The sequence below is a fragment of the Bradyrhizobium sp. Arg816 genome (genome assembly GCF_029989365.1).
GTDB lineage: Bacteria > Pseudomonadota > Alphaproteobacteria > Rhizobiales > Xanthobacteraceae > Bradyrhizobium.
The window spans coordinates 384,813-402,279 of sequence record NZ_JAPRAQ010000003.1 but is presented as its reverse complement, the minus strand read 5'-3'; the positions used below and the strand labels follow the sequence as shown (position 1 = coordinate 402,279).

Here is a 17,467-nt window from a genome sequence, read left to right as displayed (position 1 = left end):
TGGAGCTGCGAAATTTGGACTTGCGAAACTTTGAGGGAACCTAGTGACCGGCTGCTGCCACCATGGTGGCAGCAGCCGTGATATCTTCTGCGAAACGGGCCCCCCGCCAGGCACGGGCCATGACATGACGGGCCAGCGCGTCCGCAGCCCGGGTCAGCGAGCGTGCCATCACGCTTGCGAGTGCAAATCGGAGGTCGACGGCCATGAGATCGAACGAAACGAGGCGGCCGAGCGCCCAGGCGGACCAGACCTGTGCCCGCAACATCGGAATCGCCGGGCCAAAATGGGTTGGAATGATCATGGACAAATCCTCTTCAGTCGATGTGTTGTCCCGGTATAGACACCCCCTGCTGCCAACATCCTGTCAGCAGCAGCGCGCCATTTTCTGATCCGTCCCCCGATAAGAGAATTGTCATGAGACGCGCCGACCGGCTGTTTCAGATCATCCAGGTGCTGAGGCGCACGCGTAAGCCGCTGACCGCGGACGCGATCGCGGCCGAGCTCGAGACCTCGAAGCGCACTATCTATCGCGACATCGCAACCTTGATCGGCCAGCGCGTGCCGATCCGCGGCGAAGCCGGCATGGGCTACATCCTGGAGAAGGGTTTCGACCTGCCGCCCTTGATGCTGACACCCGACGAGATCGAGGCGGCGGTGCTGGGCGCGCAATGGGTCGCGGGCCATGCCGATTCCGCGCTGGCACGCGCCGCCGAAGATTTGATGGCCAAGATCGCCGACACTGTGCCTGAGCGCTTGCGTCCCTTCGTGCTGGAGCCGGCAAGCCGCGCGCGGCCGAGCTGGAACAGGGAGCCGGATCGCCTAGACATGGCGCGCACGCGCACTCAGATCCACGAAGGCAAGAAGATCATGCTGCGTTATCGCGACGAGCAGGGCCGCCCCAGCGAGCGCATGATCTGGCCGATCTCGGTCGGCTATCTCGAAGCCGTGCGCCTGCTTGCGGCCTGGTGCGAGCTGCGCGGCGACTTCCGCAGCTTCCGCACCGACCGCGTCGTGGATGCGAGCTATCTCGACGATAGATATCCGGAGCGGCGCGACGTGCTGCGCGCAAGATGGCGGCAGAGCCTGGTCTGGGGCCCGCCAAAGGACACGTGAGCGCGATGGAAGAGATCTCCCCCGTCGATCTGTCGAGCTTTTGCCAGAGCTGCGGCGCCTGCTGTGGTTATTCGGAGAACTGGCCGCGCTTCTCGATCGAGAGCGACGAGGAGCTTGCCGCAATCCCCGAGACGCTCGTCAACGCGCGCCAATCCGGCATGCGCTGCGAGGGCGATCGTTGTTCGGCGTTGCGGGGGGAGATCGGAAAGCAGACGGCCTGCGGCATTTACGAGGTCCGGCCGGAGGTGTGCCGCACCTGCATGCCGGGAGACGCCGAATGCGCGATGGCGCGGCGGAAATTCGGACTGCCGGTAATCGAGGTCGCTTAAGCTGGAACGGCTACAGCTGGAACGGCTTCGCTGACCTCGTCGTCGAACCCGTCCTCAAGCGGTGCAAGCACCGAGAGCGGCTTGGTCGACAGCGTGATCGGCTTGCGGCCCCCCGACAGCGACGGCGACGATTTGACCGTGCTTTCGCGCGACAGCGCGTACAGCGTCGAGCCGACGCGGCCGCCGTTGTCGATCAGGTCACGCTCGTTGCAGCTGGCTGCGATCGCGACCGCCAGCGAGTGCAGATGGCTGCGGCGATAGCAGAACAGCGCCAGCCTGGCGCGCGCGTCAGGGGAAACACTCTCAACCAGCCTCGGCAGGCCACTCTCGCTAGCGCGATACATCTCGCCAAGGAGCTCGTCGCGGACCGGGCAGAAATCGCTTTCATATGCGTCGCGGCTTGAAAACATTGCGGTTCTCCTCGTTGCCGAAGATGCAGCGCAATTCTCTAATGAAAGGTTAACCACGCCGCCCGGTAGTCACCCGGGGTCCTTGCGCCCTGGTCGCGAATCGGAGGCGCCCTGGTGGGTTGAAAGCGGGGGTAGCGACCGCCTGCGGCCATCCTTCGAGACGCCCGCCATTGGCGGGCTCCTCAGGATGAGGTCGGTTTCTGCTGAAAGATCCTACCCCCTCATGGTGAGGAGGCGCGCAGCGCCGTCTCGAACCATGCAGGCCCGGCAGCCACTCCAGAGAGCCGCCGGCCTCAGTTCGCCGCCATGAAGATGGAAAGGCCGAAACCGGTCAGGTGATGCAGGGCCTGGTCGACGCCGATCAGGGTCCAGAACCAGGGATGCGCCAGGTCGACACCGAAATTGGCGGAGACGAACCCTTTGGCGCGGTCGATGGTGATGTGGATCGCGAAGTCGATGAAGGCGACGAACCAGAATCGCGGCGCCACCAACAGGATCAGCGGCAGCGCAACCGCGAGGTGAACCAGGCAATGCACCAGAAGCGGCAAAGCCCAGCCGTGCTTCTGGTCCTTGCCGTGCGCCATCCAGGCGGTCTGGAGGACGAAATCGGCGATGATGTGCTTGAAGGTGAGCAGCAACATCCAGCCAATGAGCGCTTCGACCGGAACCGCCGATGACATGGGTGGAAACGACAAGCTGACGCCCTCATTGACGTGACAAGAAAGACCGGAGCGTTCAGCGCAACTTCTTTTTGGACCGGTCAAATCGCCGGGACGTGTGATTTATGACATCTCCCGCGACGGAATGCAGCCGGGGGGAACTGGAAAATCGCCAACTGTGGCTAACTGGTGATAGGATGACCAATCGCCGCGGCCGGCTCGAGTAAGGTTACCTCCGGCTCGAATTTTGCATTCCGGTATCGGCGCGCTATCATTGTCGGCGGAGAATATCGTTCTTTTTTCAGACGTTTAGGAATTGCAGGGCGCCCGCCGCGATCGTATCCGCGAGCCGTCCGCCACTCAGGAATAGGGCCGGAGTGCTGCCATGAGTACCGAAGGCCCGACCTCGTCACCGACCGAACCGCCGCCGCGGCGCCCCAAGGTAATCAAGACCAATCAGCAGCAGGTCTTTCTCTACGTCGTGCTGACCCTGCTGCTGTCGCTCGCCACCGTCTGGGGCGGCCGCGCCATGTTGCACAATTCGGAGACGCTGACCTTTGCCGTCGGCCCCCCCAACAGCGACGAAGCGCTGTTCGCCGCCAAGCTTGCCACGCTGCTGAAGAACAACGCCTCGCGCTTCCGGATCAAGATCGTCAACAACCCAGACAACGCCAGGGCGCTCGCACAGTTCGACCGCAAGCAGGCCGACCTCGCCGTCCTTCGCACCGACACCAAGGTGCCGCTGCGGGCGCGCACGCTCGCGATCCTCGAGCACGATCTGGTGCTGCTGCTCGGTCCCGGCAGCAAGAAGATCAAGTCGCTCGCCGAACTCAAGAAGAAGAAAGTCGCCGTCCTCGCCGAGAACGAATCCTCGCTCGCCTTCGTCCGCAGCATCCTCGACATCCCCGACGGTCCGGACGCCGCCAGGATCCAGATGGCGCCGCAGGGTGCAACGCTCGACAAGCTGTTTGCGCCGGCGAGCGGGTTTGGCGCGGTGATCGCCATCGTCCATGCCTCCAGGGCGGTGCGGGACAAGGCCTATGAGCAGGTCGCCAAGCGCGGCGGCTTCACGCTGAACGCGATCGACGAGGCCAAGGCGCTGGCGCGCAAGATTCCCGGCATTTCCAGCGAGACGCTAACCGCGGGCACGCTGTCCGCATCGCCGGAAATTCCCGACGACGACCTCGACACGATCGGGCTCGAATGGCTGCTGGTCACGCAATCCAGGATGTCGGCGAGCACGGCGGGCGAGCTCGCGCGCGTCGTCTATGAGAACAAATCCGCGCTCGGGCTCGACAACGGCTTCGCCAGCCGGATCGAGCCGGCCTCCGTCGAGAAGGATGCCTACGTGATGGCGCATCAGGGGGCGGCCGACTACATCAACGACGACACCAAGTCGTTCATGGATAAGTACAGCGACCTGATGTATCTGGGCGCCGCCGCGCTCAGCGTGATCGGCTCGATCTTCGCCGCGATCTACGCCAAGATCACCCGCATCGCGCCTGAGAAGGCTGGCGAGCTTTCAACCGCCGTCCTCGACATCGGCGAACGCATCGAGCACGCGCATTCGCTGGACCAGCTCGAATGTCTCCAGGATGAGTTGGAGGGCATTCTGCGCGGCGCCGTCATAGGTCTCAGAGACGGCACGATCAGTACCGACGGGCTCGACACCTTCAAGCTCGGCTACGAGTTCGTCCGCGACGAGATCGGCATGCGCCGTGACTATCTCAAACGCCACTGCGGCGAGGCCGACAAGATCGCGCAGGATACGGCCCCTCCCCAGCAGGACGAGAGCAATATCGTCGTGGTGAAGACAGCTCAGAGTGCCTGACCTATCGATTTGACGGTCTTGCAGTGGCGCCTTGCCGACATTTCCCGCGAATCCCCGGGCCGGATTCGGGAACCGTCCCCATTCACAACCGTTTGTTCCCGGATACAACCGGAGCACGCGTGATGCGTACACTCCTCATCATAATCCTTCTGGGCATGCTGGTGGCGGCTGGATATTTCGCCTATTCCGCAATGGCGATCGAGGGCGAGCCGATCCCGACGGAAGGCTATGTGGCATTGGCGCTGGGGGCAGGCTTCTCCCTCGTCGTCGGCATCGGCCTGATGGTGTTGCTTTTCTTCAGCAGCCGCCGCGGCTACGACGAGCCACCACATTTCAGGTAGTCCCCGGATCCACCACGGCACCGGGCTTCCGCGCCCCTATCCGACGATGCTGCGGGCAAGCCCTGCCCGTCGTTGACGGCTCCTGCCCGGGCGGGCACTTTGGCGGTGGCGTCCCAGCCGGGACCTCAAGAGACACGACCGAGCCCGCCTTCCCGCATGTCCAAGCCGCTGATCCCCGCACTGGCCCAGTTCGTGGCCGCCACGGCCGGCCGCAACATGACCAAGGCGGCCTATGCGGCGGTTGGCCTCGGCGTGCTCAGCATGGTGCTGCTGACGGTCAACCCGGCCTATGAGACGGCGCCCCGCTGGGTCGACGCCCTGCTCTGGGCCTGCCTCGTCTATTTCGTGTTCGAATGGGTGGTCCGGCTGCGCCACATGGCACAAACGGGGCGCCTGTCGCTCTACATGACCTCCTCTGCCGGAGTGGTCGATGCTCTGGGCGCGCTGGCCGTGCCGGTCGCGCTCCTGATCGGCATCGAGCCGAAGACGGCGTGGCTGCTCAGCGTGCTCTGGGTCCTCAAGGTGGTGCCGGGCATTCCCGGCCTGCGGCAGCTCCGCCGGGTGCTGGTGCTGGAATCGGGACCGCTGGTCAGCGTGCTCGTGATCTTCCTGATGGTGGTGTTCCTCGCTTCCGTCGCCGAATATTTCCTGGAGCGGGACGTGCAGCCGCAGACTTTCGGCAGCGTCCCCGCCGCGCTGTGGTGGGCTGTCGTCACGCTGACGACGACGGGCTATGGCGACGTCGTGCCGGTGACGCCGCTCGGGCGCGTGGTGGCGGCGATGGTGATGATCTCAGGCCTCGGCGTGTTCGGGCTCTGGACCGGCATCCTGGCCACCGGCTTTGCCGCTGAGACCCGCCGCGACAATTTCCTCAAGACCTGGGAATCCGTCAGCAAGGTGCCGTTCTTCGCAGCGCTCGGGCCTGCCGCCATCGCCGACGTCACCCACATGCTGCGCACCATGGAGCTGCCGGCCCGCACCATGATCATCCGGAAGGGGGCGCAGGGCGACTGCATGTATTTCATCGCCGCCGGCGAGGTCGAGGTCGACCTGCCCGGCAAGAAGGTCCAGCTCGGCGATGGCGCCTTCTTCGGCGAGATGGCCCTGCTCGGCAACAATATGCGCGGCGCCAATGTCTCGACCACGAAGGTGTCGCGGCTGCTGGTGCTCGACCTCGTCGACTTCCGCGTGCTGATGGCGCGGCATCCCGATCTCGCCGAGACCATCGACGCGGAAGCCAAACGCCGCACGCTCGAAAACAATAAATATAAATGGAGACAAGAATGTCGGACACAGCCGACGCGGCCTCAAGCCCCGTGCTCGAACGTGACGGCGCACGCGCCACCATCCGCCTCAACCGGCCCAAACATCTCAACCGGCTCCAGGCCGAGGATCTCGGCGAGCTGGTCAGGCTTTTCGACCGGATCGAGGCCGATCCTGATATCCGCGTGCTGGTGCTGACCGGCACGGGGCGGGCCTTCTCGGCGGGCTACGACCTCAACTCGGTTGCCGAGCGCGCGGTCAGCGCCAACGAGCAGCAGAGCGCGGGCTCGGCGTTCGAGGTCGTCGTCAACCGGCTGGAGGATCTCGGCGTGCCGACGATCTGCCGGCTCAATGGCGGCGTCTATGGCGGCTCGACCGACCTCGCGCTCGCCTGCGATTTCCGCATCGGCGTCGACACCGCCGAGATGTTCATGCCGGCGGCGCGGCTCGGACTGCACTACTACAGAAGCGGCATCAAGCGTTACGTGACGCGGCTCGGCGTCGACAACGCGAAGAAGCTGTTCCTCACCGCGCAGAAGATCAGCGCGCCGGAGATGCTGCGGATCGGCTATCTCACCGCCATGGTGCCGGTGGAACTCCTCGACGAGGAGGTCGACAAGCTCGCCACGGTTCTCGCCGGCAACGCGCCGCAGGCAATGGCCGGCATGAAGCGCGCCATCAACGAATTCGCCCGCGGCGAATTGGACGAAGCGGCCGCCGATCAGCGCCACCGCGACAGCATGCGCGGCGCCGAGATCAAGGAAGGTATCAAGGCGTTCGCGGAAAAACGGCCGCCAAAATACTGATCACGCCCGCTGCGACCGCATCGCGCGCACCTGCGTGAGCTTGGGATCGCGGACGAGAGCCTGGTAGCGTTTGCTGTCGACGGCGTAAATCGCGATCCGGCCCTCGCTGTCGGCATGAACGCCCCAGCCGAAGCGCTTGCCCAGGCTCGACGCCCTCATGCACGCCTGCCCCCGGGAGAAGAACGCTTCACGGGCCGCACGCTTCTCCGTCTTCGTCGCCTTCACATCGAGCTCGCGTCCCGGCGCGGACGTCGCGAAGATCACGTCGTCGGACGTGTGCTTGTAGGGTGCCTTGGCGATCATCTCGTATTGCAGGCACGCCACCGTCGGCTTTCCCGCGCGCAGCGGCGGCTCCTCGCCGGTATGCGCGGGACAGTCGTCAGCGACCCGGATGAAGGTGTTGACGCAGTTGGTCGTGTGGATCGACTTTGTCATCTGCAACCCTGGATCATTCAACCACCTGCGGCCGCGGCGTGCTGCGCCGCCATCTCATCGTCGGCGGCATTGATCCGCTGGAACGCAGGCCGGGAGGTCATGCGTTCGGCATAGCGAACGAATACATCTTTCTTCGGCACGATGCCAAACATCATCGTCCAGCTGAACGCGAGACCCCACAAGATATCGGCAGCCGTCATGCGCTCGCCGAGCAGATACTGCCCCTTCGACAATTGCGTCTCGAGGGCGCCCAGCATGGTGTCGTAATCGGCATAGGGCGACTGCATGATCGGCGCCGGCTCGCGCTGCATGAACTTGTCGATCAAGGCCGGCTCGAACGATGCGCCGTAACAGGCGATCCAGCGCAGGTAAGGACCGCGCAGCGGATCATTCAGCGCGGGCGTCAGCCCCGCCTGCGGAAACAGGTCGGCGAGATAGATGGTGATCGCGACCTGCTCGGTCACCAGCGCCTCGCCGTGGCGGACCGCCGGCACCTTGCCGAGCGGATTGATGGCGAGATAGGCGCCCTGGCGCTGCTCGCCGGCCTTCATGTTGAGGACGTGGAGATCGTAGGGCGCGCCCAGCTCCTCCAGCAGCACCCGCGCGCCGGTGGCGCGGGTTTGCGGCGAATAATACAGGGTGATGCGGTTCTGATCGGTCATAGCAGGTCTCCATCTGGCCGGCTGGCGATGGCGCTTGTAGCGGACCATACCTGACATCTTGTGTCAGGTATGGTTTAAGGGACCATGCGCGCGAGCAGAATGCTGTCGATCCTCACCACCCTCCAGGCCAGGGGGCAGGTCACTGCGCCCGAGCTTGCGGAGGCCTGCGAGGTCTCCGTGCGCACGATCTATCGCGACATCGACGCGCTCGCGGCGTCCGGCGTCCCCGTTTATGCCGACCGCGGCGCGGAGGGCGGCTATCGCCTGCTCGACGGTTATCGCGTGCGTTTGAACGGCCTGTCGCAGAACGAGGCGGAGGCCCTGTTCCTTGCGGGACTGCCGGGACCGGCCGCGGCGCTCGGGCTGGACGCGGCGATGATCGCCGCGCAGAACAAGCTGATGGCGGCACTCCCGGCCAACCTTCGCGAAGACGCCGGGCGGATGCAGGAGCGTTTTCACCTGGATGCACCCGGCTGGTTCGGCGAGACGGAAGAACCCAAACATCTGCGCACCATTGCCGGCGCCGCTCTGCGCGGGACGCTGATCAAGATCCGCTACCAGAGCTGGCGCGCGGAGAAGCAGCGCCGCGTCGCGCCGCTCGGTCTCGTGCTGAAGGGCGGCAGCTGGTATCTCGCAGGCCAAGTCGACGGCAGTGTGCGCACCTATCGTGTCGCGCGCGTGCTGGACTGCACCGCGCTCGACGACCGCTTCGATCGTCCCGCCGCGTTCGATCTCGCCGCCTATTGGCAGGCTGCGACGCTTCGCCTCGAAGCCGAGATGCATCCCAATGTCGCGATCGTGCGGCTGTCGCCATTAGGCGTCAAACTGCTCGACGCGCTGAGCCAGCCTTATGTCAGGGCACGCACGCAACTTGAAGAGACCATCGATGCGGACGGCTGGCGCATCGCGCGCGTGCCGACCGGCAAGACGTCATGGCACGCGGCATCCGAATTGTTGCGGCTGGGGTCCGAGGCCGAAGTGCTGGAGCCCGCCGATCTCCGCGAGAAGATGGCGGAGATGACGCAGGCGATGGCTGCGTGCTATCGCGCAGCGGCGCGAAAAGCCTGACGGCGGCGCATTTCGCCGAAACCCGCGAAACATTCCTGAAACACGATTCCTGCCTCGCGCCCTGAACGCGTTCGCGTCTCGGCCCGACGGAGATGCAGGGACACAACAACGGCCTTAGCGCCACACTGGAGAATGAAAATGTTTCGTAAGCTTGCTCTTGGTCTGATCGCCGCTGGTTCGCTCGGTGCTGCCGGTCTCGCGCCCACCGCGGCTTCGGCCCACGGCTTCCATCATCACTGGGGTCCCGGCTGGGGTTTTGGCGGCGTCTACGTCAACACCGGCGTCAGCAACTGCTACCAGGAGCGCGTCGTCCAGACCCGCCACGGCCTGCGCGTCCGCGTCGTGAATGTCTGCGCCTACGGGATCTACTGATATCTGACGCCCTCGACAAAACTCCGGCCGCGCTGCGGCCGGAGTTTTGCATTGGGTTAACCTATCTGCCGCTGCCGGCGAAACCAGGCCCAGGTCTCGCGCGTCGTCGCGATATAGCCGCGGCCGCGATAGACGATCTCGCCGTCCACGATCTCGTTCAGCTTCGGCAGGGCGTGGAAGGGGATCGAAGGATAGGCGTGATGCTCGACGTGGTAGGGCATATTCCACGCGAACCATTTGACGATCGCGCTGGTGTAGGTGGTGCGCGTGTTCTGGAAGGCGCTGCGGGTGCGGTCGCAGCCGGTGTGCTCGGCATAGAGATAGGGCCGCAGGAAGGACTGCCCGATCATGAGCGGGACAATCCAGACCCAGAGCAGCAACGCCGAGGAGAACCATAGCGAGAGCGCGAGCAGCAGCGCATAGAGCCCGGCATAGGCGCGCGCCTCGCGCACGATGATGGCGCGCTTGTTTTCGGGAATCCAGGGCACGGTGACCTTGCCGGTGACGGCGTGGCCGAGCATCAACCGGAGGCGGCCGGCGACCTGAAGCAGGCCGCTATAGGCGAGCGCGAGCTGCGTGTCGGATTTCGGCTTCACGCCGACGATCAGCTCCGGGTCCTTGTCCGGATCCTGGGTGTAGCGGTGATGGTCCCAGTGAAACAGGCAGTAATATTCGTAAGGTTGTCCGATGACGAAGGCCGAGGGATAGCCGACCGCAAGGTTGAGGGCACGGCTCCTGAACGCGGTCTTGTGCGCGGTCTCGTGCAGCGCCATGAACAGGAAGGCGACGAAATAGCCCTGCACCGCCATCAGCGGCAGCGCCCATAACACGCCCCAGGCTGAAGAGACCTTCCAGACCAGCGCGCCGACCAGCACGATCAGGCCGTAATGGCTCAGACTTTTCGCGGCCCCCCTGAGATTGGAGCGCACCGACAATTCACGCAGCATCGCCGGGCTCAGCGGCTTCAGGCGATGGCCGGGCTCTGAAACGGTCGCGTCAGTCATCATCGAAGGCTCGCCCTACTTGCTGAGAAGCTCTGCGACCTCGGCCTTGAGGAAGGCCTGGTCGCGCGGATTGTTGACGGGGTTGCCGGCGCGATGGCCGTGCAGCGACGGGATCGGATGCAGCACCGCCGATTTTGCGTTGATCAGCCTGCCGAGCTCGTCCTCGTTATCGCGGACGTCGAAATAGCGGTCGGTCGCACCCGGCATCAGCAGCACATGCGCCTTGATCGCGGCCAGCGCCCGATCGAGATCGCCGCCGAATGAAACGCAACGACTGATGTCACCGCGCTGCCAGATCCCGGCTTGCGCGAGGAGATCGTTGGCGTCGCGCCGGGCAAAGGTCGCGTCCCAGTTCCGGACCAGGTAATCCTCGAGCGAGGTAAATCCCGCCTCCCGCCACAGCTCGTCGCGGTAAAAGCCGTGCGACATCGCCCAGCCGGCATAGACGCGTCCCATGGCGCGATAGCCGGCAACGGGCTTCTCGACGAAGCGGCCGTCGCGGAAGGCGGGATCACCGGTCAGCGCGGCCTTCACGCTTTCGAGGAAGACGTAATTATAGGGCGCGCAGCGCGCACTGCCGCAGACCACCGCGGCCCGCGCGACCATGTCGGGATGCAGCGCCGCCCAATGATAGGTCTGCATGCCGCCCATCGACCAGCCATAGACCAGCGCGAGCTTTGTGATACCGAAACGCTCGGTCAGCAGACGGTGCTGGATCGCGATGGCGTCGTGATAGGTGATTTGCGGGAAAGGCGCCTCGCCGGAATTCGACGGTGAGGACGACAGGCCGTTGCCGAACAGGTTCGGGATGATGATGAAGTAGCGCGTAGGGTCGAGCACGCCATCGGGCCCGATCAGCCACTCCGTGTCGTAGTGTTGGGCGCTGAACGAGGTCGGGTAGAGGATAACGTTGTCCCTGGCGGGGCTGAGGGTGCCGTAAGTCTTGTAGGCGAGCTTCATCGCGGGGAAGACGGCGCCGGACTGAAGCGTGACGTCGCCGGCCTCAAAGATCTCGTAGTCGCGCTGCCCGGTCATGCGTCCAACTCCCGCTCACGCGGCCGCAGCATGCGCCCGCCGCAACCACGATGCATCGTTCGTGCCGGACCAGCAAACGCATCGTTGCGCTGCGCTTAATATCTGTACTTATAGTACAGTTATTAGATCAGGACAAGGGGGTTTTGGTCGTCGCGCGTCAGGCGATGGCCGCGATGTATCGCTGCACGGACGCTGCGAATGCGGCCTTGGCGCCGGAGGCGATGTTGCGGCCCCACCAGGCGCCGTAGATGCGGTCAAAGGCGAGCGGCTCCACAGCAGCCGCGATCCGCCGCACCGCGGAGGCGTTGAGCGGCATGTAGTTCGGATAGGAGTACATGAAGCTGACGAAGCGGCGGTCCATCGTCACCTGCGCAATGTCGCCGGTGAGCAGCGCGCCCTTGCCCTCCGCACCGCGCGCATGGTGCAGCATGGTCGCGCCCGCGAAATGACCGCCGGTGCGGAGCAGCAGCACATCGTCGGAGATGCGCTGTTGATCACCGGTCCAGTGCACGATGGCGGGATGCGGACGCGTCACCCATTGGCGATCATCGGCATGCAGATAGACCGGCACACCGCCGAACGCCTCGCTCCAGTCGGCAAGCGCGCCATAGTAATGCGGATGCGAGATCGCGATCGCCTTCAATCCGCCGAGCGACCGCACATGCGCGATCGCTTCCGACGTCGCTAGCGGAATGCAATCCCACATCACGCATCCGCCGCCGTCGGGGACCAGCAGCGCGCGCTGCCCGATGGCAAAGCTCGACTCGAGCGCAAGGCCGGTGAGGCCGAGATCATCGCGCCAGACCAGGCGGTGGCCGCCAGCCAGCTCCGCGCGTGTGAGGAAGGTTTGGCCCTTCCAGTTCACGAACTGCCGCTCGTCCTCGCAGATCGGACAGGATGCGGGCGGATTTCCGCTGTCCGAAAATTGCGCGCCGCAGGTTTCGCAGGTCCAGAGAGGCATGGCCATGATCCAGAAGAAGGAGGGGACACCCACGAGATGACGCCGTAGCCCTCCCATCGCAAGTGCGGAGGAACCAACCCGGCTAGCACATGTTACTTTCCGGTCCGCCCCGGCGCCAGTTGGCCGGTCATGTCAGCCCGTCTTGTCAGCCCTGCTTGTGCAAGACCATTTCCGCCGGCAGTCGCTCAACGTCCCGATGGCATCGCGCTCCCCTCCCCGCCTCTGGCCCCTCTACGCAGTCAACTTCTTCATGGCCGACATGCAGTCGGGCATCGGACCGTTCGTCGGCGTGTTCCTCCAGGAGCGCGGCTGGGCGACCGGATTGATCGGCACCGCGCTGACGATCGGCAATGTCGCGGGCATGCTGGCCACGACGCCGATCGGCGGTTTCATCGATTCCAGCCGCAACAAGCGCCTGTGGGTCGTCATCCCCGGCATCTGCGTGGTGCTTGCGTCCGCAATCATCCTGATCTCGCAGAATTTCTGGGCGGTCACGTTGTCGCAAGTCGCGCAATCGCTGGCGAGCGCCGCGATCGTGCCGGCGGTCACAGGCATCACCCTCGGCATCGCCAAACAAAAAGGCTTCAATGCGCTGAACGGCCGCAACCAGGCCTTCAACCATGCCGGCAACATGGTCGGCGCAGCGTTGTCGGGTTATCTCGGCTACAAGTTCGGCTATGTCTTCGTGTTCGTGCTGGCGGCCGTGTTCGGCGCCATCGCGATTGCCTGCGTGCTGATGATCCCCGCAAAGGCGATCGACGATCGCGCCTCGCGCGGCAGCAAGGAGGATGACCCTGACAGCGCGCCGGATGCGTTCACCATACTGCTCAAGCACCGGGCGCTGCTCGTGCTGGCGCTGGCGCTCGCGCTGTTTCATCTCGGCAACGCCGCGATCGTACCGCTCTATGGACTTGCGGCGGTGGCCGAAGGCCAGGCCAACGGCCCGACCTTCGTCGCGACCACCGTCGTGATCGCGCAGGGCGTGATGGTCGTGACGTCGCTGATCGCGATGAAGGCCGCGAGCAAGCGCAACTACTGGCCGGTGATCCTGGTCTCTTTCATGTTCCTGCCCATCCGCGGCGTGCTCGCCTTCTTCGTCACGGGATGGTGGGGCGTCGTGCCGATGCAGGTGCTCGACGGCATCGGCACCGGGCTGCAGACGGTGGCCGTCCCCGGCATGGTCGCGCGCTCACTCAACGGCACCGGCCGCATCAATCTCGGCCAGGGCGCCGTCATCACCGTGCAAGGCATCGGCGCGAGTCTCAGCCCCGCGCTCGGCGGCTGGATCGCGCAATGGATCGGCTACGGCTCGACCTTCCTGCTGCTCGGCGGCTTCGGGCTCGCATCGATGGTGTTGTGGCTGGCCTTCGGTGCCGCGGTGAAGAAGTATTGAGCCAAGCGGCCGCCCGGACATCACGGCGCGAATTGCTTTTACGATCCGGGCACACCGGGCTGCGGCACCAGGTCGCGGTCACAGCGCGTCACCGCGAGTGGCTTATCACGCAATCCAGCGCTTTTGCGGTTGCGGCGCACCGGCCTGACGATACAACCTGCCGTAAATCGCCAACCAACCTGCCCTTCCCGATCGATGATCCAGCCTCAACTCTCATTCGATGGCGACCCGAATGGCCAGGCCTATGAAAGATGGCGCGAGCAGTTCTGCCGCCAGGTCGCGGACGTCGATTTCGTTCCGATCGGGGAAGGACGTGTTCACCGGACCATTTCGCCGGCCATTCTTCCGCGCCTCCGACTCTCGGCCTCGTTCGGCACGCCGATCTCCTTCGTGTCGCTGGGGACGAACGACGAATTGGTGATCACGGTGTCGCCGAATTCGGCGCTGAGCGGGGCCATGGGACGACGTCCGCTGGAGGTCGCCGCCGGCGACGTCACGATCGGCGACCCCTCGATCAAGGGCGCCCATATCACCCAGACGACGCACGGCGACTTCCGGACGACGCTACTGCCGCGCAAGGCGCTGCTGCGCGCGTGCCCGAATGCCGAGGACCTGATTGCGCAGTCGATTCCCGGCGCCAATCCGATCACGGCGATGTACCTGCGATATTATGACCTTGCGCACACCTATGCCGACAAGCTCGCGCCCGCGGAGCTCGATGCAGTCTCGCAGCATCTGTTCGACCTCTCCGTGCTGATGATCGGCGCGCGCGGCGATGTCGCCGAGCAAGCTCGCATGCGCGGCCTTGCGGCGGCGCGTCTCGAAACGCTCAAATCCGACATCCTGGCCCAGCTCGACAGCCCCGCGCTGTCGCTCACCGTCCTTTCAGCCGCGCACCGGATCAGCCCGCGCACGATCCAGTTGATGTTCGAGCAGGCCGGCATCACCTATAGCGGCTTCGTTCTGGAGCAGCGGCTGCTTCGGAATCCAAACCTGCGAACGCGCAAGATCATCGAGATCGCGCACCTCGCCGGCTTTCACGACGTCTCCTACTTCCACCGCGCATTCCGCCGCCGCTTCGGACGGACGCCCGACGACGTCAGGATGCTTTCCGGCGAGATGGACTAGGCAAACTCAACCACGATCTTGCCGAATTGACCGCCCTGCTGCATCAGCCGCAACGCGTCCGGCACGGCGTCAAAGCCGAACGCACGGTCAATCACTGGCCTCATGCCGTTGCGCCCGATCGCGGCTGTCATCGCCTCGAACATCCGCCGGCTGCCGACCGACAGGCCGATGACGTGCAGGTTCTTGGAGAACAGGCTTGGAATCGCGATCTGCTGCGAAAAGCCGGTGAGCACGCCGATCACCAGAATGTTGCCACCGATCCTGACAGCCTCGAGCGACTGCGCAAAGGTATCCTTGCCGCCGACCTCGACGATGTGATCGACACCGCCGCCAGTCCAATCGGCCGCGGCCTTGCCCCACTCCGGCACCGAACGATAATTGATGGTGTGGTCGGCGCCGAGCGCCTTGGCACGTTCGAGCTTCTCGTCGCTCGACGACGTCACGATCACGCTCGCGCCGGTGAGCTTTGCGAATTGCAGCGCGAAGATCGAGACACCGCCGGTGCCCTGCACCAGCACGGTGTCACCGGGTTTCACCCTGGCCTCCTCGAACAGCGCGCGCCACGCCGTGAGGCCAGCACAGGGCAGCGTCGCCGCCTCCAGGAACGAAAGGTGCGATGGAATGCGGCTGACGCCCTCGGCATCGAGCAGCATCACCTCCTGCAACACGCCCGGCCGCGTGCCGCCGAGCGCATAGCGGCGGCTGGACGCCGACACCTTCCCGTCGATCCAGGACTGGAAGAACATCGGACAGACGCGATCGCCAACCGCAACGCGGGCAACACCGTCGCCGACCGCGATGACTTCGCCGGCACCGTCCGAGAACGGGATCAGCGGCAATCGGGAGACGCCGCCCTTACCCTGCACCGTGAGCAGATCACGGTAGTTGAGCGATGCCGCTTTCATCCGTACCGCGACCTGGCCGGGGCCAGGCGTCGGTTTCGGCAGATCGACCAGCTCCATCCCCTCGATCGACCAGTCGCGCGCGACTTGCCAGGCTTTCATGGCGACCGCTCCGTGCTTACGTCCCAAAATTCTTCTGGATCGCCTTGTCGAGTGTCTCGCCGCCGACGAAGCGCTGGCGGAGCTCGCGCTTGAGCAGCTTGCCGCTCGGGTTCTTCGGCAGGCTGTCGACGAAGATGACGCGCTTGGGCACCTTGAAATGCGCCATCTGGCCGGCGCAGTGCTTGATGACGGTGTCCTCGTCGAGCTTCTCGCCGGTCTTGACCACGACGATCGCCGTGACCGCCTCGATCCAGCGCGGATCGGGCAGGCCGACCACGGCAACCTCGGAGACCGCGGGGATGCGGTAGACCATCTCCTCGACCTCGCGGCTCGCGACATTCTCGCCGCCGGTCTTGATCATGTCCTTGACGCGGTCGACCACGGTGATGTGGCCGTCCTCATCGATGGTGGCGAGATCGCCGGAGTGAAACCAGCCGCCGCTGAATGCCGCCGCGGTCTTCACGGGATCGTTGTAGTAGCCGGAGAGAAGATGCGGCGAGCGGTGAACGATCTCCCCGACCTCGCCGACTTTCACATCTTCCATCGCCGTGTTGACCACGCGCGTCTCGACATTGAGCACGGGCTTGCCGGCCGAGCCGGCCTTGCGCAGCTGGTCCTCGGGCCGCAGCACGGTCGCGAGCGGCGCGATCTCGGTCTGGCCGTAGAAATTCCAGAACTTGACGTTGGGCAGGCGGCGCTGCAGCTCGAGCAGCACCTCCACGGGCATGATCGAGGCGCCGTAATAACCCTTCTGAAGTGTCGACAGATCGGTCTTGTCGAAATTCGGCGAGCGCAGCATCGCGATCCAGATCGTCGGCGGCGCGAAGAACGAGGTGATCTTGTGCGCCTGGACCAGCGCCAGGATGTTGTCGGCGGTCGGCTTGCCCGTGATCACGCCCGAGGCGCCGAGATAGATCTGCGGTCCCAGGAAGACGTCGAGCTGGGCGCAATGATAGAGCGGCAGCGCGTGCAGGAACTTGTCGTCCGCGCTCATGCCGCCGTCGATGATGCAGCTGACGTACTGCCACATCACGGCTTCATGGGTCAGCATCGCGCCCTTGGGCAGCGATTCCGTGCCGCTGGTATAGACAATCTGTGCGAGATCGCGGCTGTCGACCGAGGCCTCCAGGAACGCGCCGTCGGGGTTGAGGAGATCGTCGAAAGTGGTGAGGCCCGCGGGCGCCGTGGCCGGATCCTCGCCCGGCAGCCAGACCATCTTTTCGACCGCGCAGCCTTTGGCCGAAGCCGCGCGCGCGGGCTCGACGAAATCGGGACCGGTCGCGAGCAGTTTTGCGCCGGAGCTCTTCAGGATGAAATTGATCTCGTCCGGATTGAGCATGAAGTTGATCGGCACCAGCACCGCGCCGATGCGGGCCACCGCAAAACGCAGCGCGGCAAAGGCATGCGAGTTGCGCGAGAGCACGGCGAGACGGTCGCCCTTTTTCACGCCAAGACCGAGCAGGCCGCGGCCGAGCCGGTTGCAGATCGCGTCCATCTCGGCGAACGTCCAGCTGACATGGCCGCAGCTCACCGCGAGCTTGTCCGGCTCGCGGCCTGCCGAGCGGCGCAGAAGATCACCAATGGAATGCTCGCGCGCTTTCGAGATGGTGGCCGCGGTGTCGCTCGACATTTCTACTCCCCGGGATTTGCAAT

At 64.8% G+C, this 17,467-nt stretch carries 19 protein-coding genes and 1 pseudogene; 10 read left to right on the top strand and 10 right to left on the bottom strand.

Features of this window, described 5'->3' with window-relative positions; translation table 11 throughout:
- Nucleotides 1-40: 40 nt before the first annotated feature.
- Nucleotides 41-301, bottom strand: a complete 261-nt coding sequence (locus OWC48_RS10660; protein WP_282519944.1) for a hypothetical protein — start codon at nt 299-301, stop codon at nt 41-43.
- Between the two features lie 113 nt (nt 302-414).
- On the opposite strand from OWC48_RS10660, the gene OWC48_RS10655 reads away from it, so the two are divergent.
- Both OWC48_RS10655 and OWC48_RS10650 read left to right on the top strand, forming a co-directional pair.
- On the top strand, nt 415-1,113 hold the full coding sequence (locus OWC48_RS10655) for a YafY family protein (RefSeq protein WP_282519943.1): 699 nt from the start codon (nt 415-417) through the stop codon (nt 1,111-1,113).
- 5 nt (nt 1,114-1,118) lie between these two features.
- Nucleotides 1,119-1,442: a YkgJ family cysteine cluster protein gene (locus OWC48_RS10650; protein WP_282519942.1), complete on the top strand. Its 324-nt coding sequence runs from the start codon at nt 1,119-1,121 to the stop codon at nt 1,440-1,442.
- Here OWC48_RS10650 and OWC48_RS10645 read toward each other — a convergent pair.
- Both OWC48_RS10645 and OWC48_RS10640 read right to left on the bottom strand, forming a co-directional pair.
- Entirely contained in the window at nt 1,439-1,852 is a 414-nt protein-coding gene (locus OWC48_RS10645; RefSeq protein WP_028148857.1) for a hypothetical protein, read from the bottom strand. The genes OWC48_RS10650 and OWC48_RS10645 overlap by 4 nt on opposite strands.
- 293 nt (nt 1,853-2,145) lie before the next feature.
- Complete coding sequence (locus OWC48_RS10640; protein WP_282520083.1) at nt 2,146-2,493, bottom strand: DUF3307 domain-containing protein; 348 nt, start codon at nt 2,491-2,493, stop codon at nt 2,146-2,148.
- Between the two features lie 403 nt (nt 2,494-2,896).
- Between OWC48_RS10640 and OWC48_RS10635 the strand changes: the two genes are divergently transcribed.
- From OWC48_RS10635 to OWC48_RS10620, 4 genes and pseudogenes are all read left to right on the top strand, one after another.
- Nucleotides 2,897-4,342, top strand: a complete 1,446-nt coding sequence (locus tag OWC48_RS10635; protein WP_282519941.1) for a TAXI family TRAP transporter solute-binding subunit — start codon at nt 2,897-2,899, stop codon at nt 4,340-4,342.
- A gap of 122 nt (nt 4,343-4,464) precedes the next feature.
- Nucleotides 4,465-4,683, top strand: a complete 219-nt coding sequence (locus tag OWC48_RS10630) for a hypothetical protein (protein WP_282519940.1) — start codon at nt 4,465-4,467, stop codon at nt 4,681-4,683.
- A 156-nt stretch (nt 4,684-4,839) separates the two neighbouring features.
- Nucleotides 4,840-5,943, top strand: a pseudogene (locus OWC48_RS10625) (cyclic nucleotide-gated ion channel); the annotation flags it as partial.
- A gap of 23 nt (nt 5,944-5,966) precedes the next feature.
- Nucleotides 5,967-6,752 (top strand): enoyl-CoA hydratase/isomerase family protein, encoded by a 786-nt coding sequence (locus OWC48_RS10620; RefSeq protein WP_282519939.1) that lies wholly within the window; start codon nt 5,967-5,969, stop codon nt 6,750-6,752.
- On the opposite strand, the gene OWC48_RS10615 is transcribed toward OWC48_RS10620, so the two are convergent.
- Nucleotides 6,753-7,187 (bottom strand): DUF6157 family protein, encoded by a 435-nt coding sequence (locus OWC48_RS10615; RefSeq protein ID WP_282519938.1) that lies wholly within the window; start codon nt 7,185-7,187, stop codon nt 6,753-6,755.
- A gap of 17 nt (nt 7,188-7,204) precedes the next feature.
- Entirely contained in the window at nt 7,205-7,849 is a 645-nt protein-coding gene (locus OWC48_RS10610) for a glutathione S-transferase family protein (RefSeq protein ID WP_282519937.1), read from the bottom strand.
- An 84-nt stretch (nt 7,850-7,933) separates the two neighbouring features.
- Here OWC48_RS10610 and OWC48_RS10605 point away from each other — a divergent pair, with 84 nt between their 5' ends.
- Nucleotides 7,934-8,917, top strand: a complete 984-nt coding sequence (locus OWC48_RS10605; protein WP_282519936.1) for a YafY family protein — start codon at nt 7,934-7,936, stop codon at nt 8,915-8,917.
- Between the two features lie 138 nt (nt 8,918-9,055).
- Nucleotides 9,056-9,289: a hypothetical protein gene (locus tag OWC48_RS10600; protein WP_282519935.1), complete on the top strand. Its 234-nt coding sequence runs from the start codon at nt 9,056-9,058 to the stop codon at nt 9,287-9,289.
- A 56-nt stretch (nt 9,290-9,345) separates the two neighbouring features.
- On the opposite strand, the gene OWC48_RS10595 is transcribed toward OWC48_RS10600, so the two are convergent.
- The 3 genes from OWC48_RS10595 to OWC48_RS10585 all read right to left on the bottom strand — a co-directional run bounded on the left by OWC48_RS10595 (nt 9,346) and on the right by OWC48_RS10585 (nt 12,289).
- Nucleotides 9,346-10,293, bottom strand: a complete 948-nt coding sequence (locus OWC48_RS10595) for a fatty acid desaturase (protein WP_282520082.1) — start codon at nt 10,291-10,293, stop codon at nt 9,346-9,348.
- A 15-nt stretch (nt 10,294-10,308) separates the two neighbouring features.
- Nucleotides 10,309-11,328 carry an alpha/beta fold hydrolase gene (locus OWC48_RS10590; RefSeq protein ID WP_282519934.1) on the bottom strand — a complete coding sequence of 340 codons (1,020 nt, stop codon included), beginning with the start codon at nt 11,326-11,328 and terminating at the stop codon, nt 10,309-10,311.
- Nucleotides 11,329-11,485: 157 nt separating this feature from the next.
- Nucleotides 11,486-12,289 carry an MBL fold metallo-hydrolase gene (locus OWC48_RS10585; RefSeq protein WP_282519933.1) on the bottom strand — a complete coding sequence of 268 codons (804 nt, stop codon included), beginning with the start codon at nt 12,287-12,289 and terminating at the stop codon, nt 11,486-11,488.
- 196 nt (nt 12,290-12,485) lie between these two features.
- On the opposite strand from OWC48_RS10585, the gene OWC48_RS10580 reads away from it, so the two are divergent.
- Nucleotides 12,486-13,682 carry an MFS transporter gene (locus OWC48_RS10580; RefSeq protein ID WP_282520081.1) on the top strand — a complete coding sequence of 399 codons (1,197 nt, stop codon included), beginning with the start codon at nt 12,486-12,488 and terminating at the stop codon, nt 13,680-13,682.
- 195 nt (nt 13,683-13,877) lie between these two features.
- Nucleotides 13,878-14,810, top strand: coding sequence for an AraC family transcriptional regulator (locus OWC48_RS10575; protein ID WP_282519932.1), 933 nt, complete (start codon nt 13,878-13,880; stop codon nt 14,808-14,810).
- On the opposite strand, the gene OWC48_RS10570 is transcribed toward OWC48_RS10575, so the two are convergent.
- Nucleotides 14,807-15,814 (bottom strand): NAD(P)-dependent alcohol dehydrogenase, encoded by a 1,008-nt coding sequence (locus OWC48_RS10570; protein ID WP_282519931.1) that lies wholly within the window; start codon nt 15,812-15,814, stop codon nt 14,807-14,809. The genes OWC48_RS10575 and OWC48_RS10570 overlap by 4 nt on opposite strands.
- Nucleotides 15,815-15,830: 16 nt before the next feature.
- Nucleotides 15,831-17,444, bottom strand: a complete 1,614-nt coding sequence (locus OWC48_RS10565) for an acyl-CoA synthetase (protein ID WP_282519930.1) — start codon at nt 17,442-17,444, stop codon at nt 15,831-15,833.
- Nucleotides 17,445-17,467 lie beyond the last annotated feature (23 nt).

Coding starts and splice junctions, on each gene's coding strand:
- OWC48_RS10660 (WP_282519944.1), bottom strand. CDS start 301: ATGATCATTCCAACCCATTTTGGCCCGGCGATTCCGATGTTGCGGGCA.
- OWC48_RS10655 (WP_282519943.1), top strand. CDS start 415: ATGAGACGCGCCGACCGGCTGTTTCAGATCATCCAGGTGCTGAGGCGC.
- OWC48_RS10650 (WP_282519942.1), top strand. CDS start 1,119: ATGGAAGAGATCTCCCCCGTCGATCTGTCGAGCTTTTGCCAGAGCTGC.
- OWC48_RS10645 (WP_028148857.1), bottom strand. CDS start 1,852: ATGTTTTCAAGCCGCGACGCATATGAAAGCGATTTCTGCCCGGTCCGC.
- OWC48_RS10640 (WP_282520083.1), bottom strand. CDS start 2,493: ATGTTGCTGCTCACCTTCAAGCACATCATCGCCGATTTCGTCCTCCAG.
- OWC48_RS10635 (WP_282519941.1), top strand. CDS start 2,897: ATGAGTACCGAAGGCCCGACCTCGTCACCGACCGAACCGCCGCCGCGG.
- OWC48_RS10630 (WP_282519940.1), top strand. CDS start 4,465: ATGCGTACACTCCTCATCATAATCCTTCTGGGCATGCTGGTGGCGGCT.
- OWC48_RS10620 (WP_282519939.1), top strand. CDS start 5,967: ATGTCGGACACAGCCGACGCGGCCTCAAGCCCCGTGCTCGAACGTGAC.
- OWC48_RS10615 (WP_282519938.1), bottom strand. CDS start 7,187: ATGACAAAGTCGATCCACACGACCAACTGCGTCAACACCTTCATCCGG.
- OWC48_RS10610 (WP_282519937.1), bottom strand. CDS start 7,849: ATGACCGATCAGAACCGCATCACCCTGTATTATTCGCCGCAAACCCGC.
- OWC48_RS10605 (WP_282519936.1), top strand. CDS start 7,934: ATGCGCGCGAGCAGAATGCTGTCGATCCTCACCACCCTCCAGGCCAGG.
- OWC48_RS10600 (WP_282519935.1), top strand. CDS start 9,056: ATGTTTCGTAAGCTTGCTCTTGGTCTGATCGCCGCTGGTTCGCTCGGT.
- OWC48_RS10595 (WP_282520082.1), bottom strand. CDS start 10,293: ATGACTGACGCGACCGTTTCAGAGCCCGGCCATCGCCTGAAGCCGCTG.
- OWC48_RS10590 (WP_282519934.1), bottom strand. CDS start 11,328: ATGACCGGGCAGCGCGACTACGAGATCTTTGAGGCCGGCGACGTCACG.
- OWC48_RS10585 (WP_282519933.1), bottom strand. CDS start 12,289: ATGCCTCTCTGGACCTGCGAAACCTGCGGCGCGCAATTTTCGGACAGC.
- OWC48_RS10580 (WP_282520081.1), top strand. CDS start 12,486: ATGGCATCGCGCTCCCCTCCCCGCCTCTGGCCCCTCTACGCAGTCAAC.
- OWC48_RS10575 (WP_282519932.1), top strand. CDS start 13,878: ATGATCCAGCCTCAACTCTCATTCGATGGCGACCCGAATGGCCAGGCC.
- OWC48_RS10570 (WP_282519931.1), bottom strand. CDS start 15,814: ATGAAAGCCTGGCAAGTCGCGCGCGACTGGTCGATCGAGGGGATGGAG.
- OWC48_RS10565 (WP_282519930.1), bottom strand. CDS start 17,444: ATGTCGAGCGACACCGCGGCCACCATCTCGAAAGCGCGCGAGCATTCC.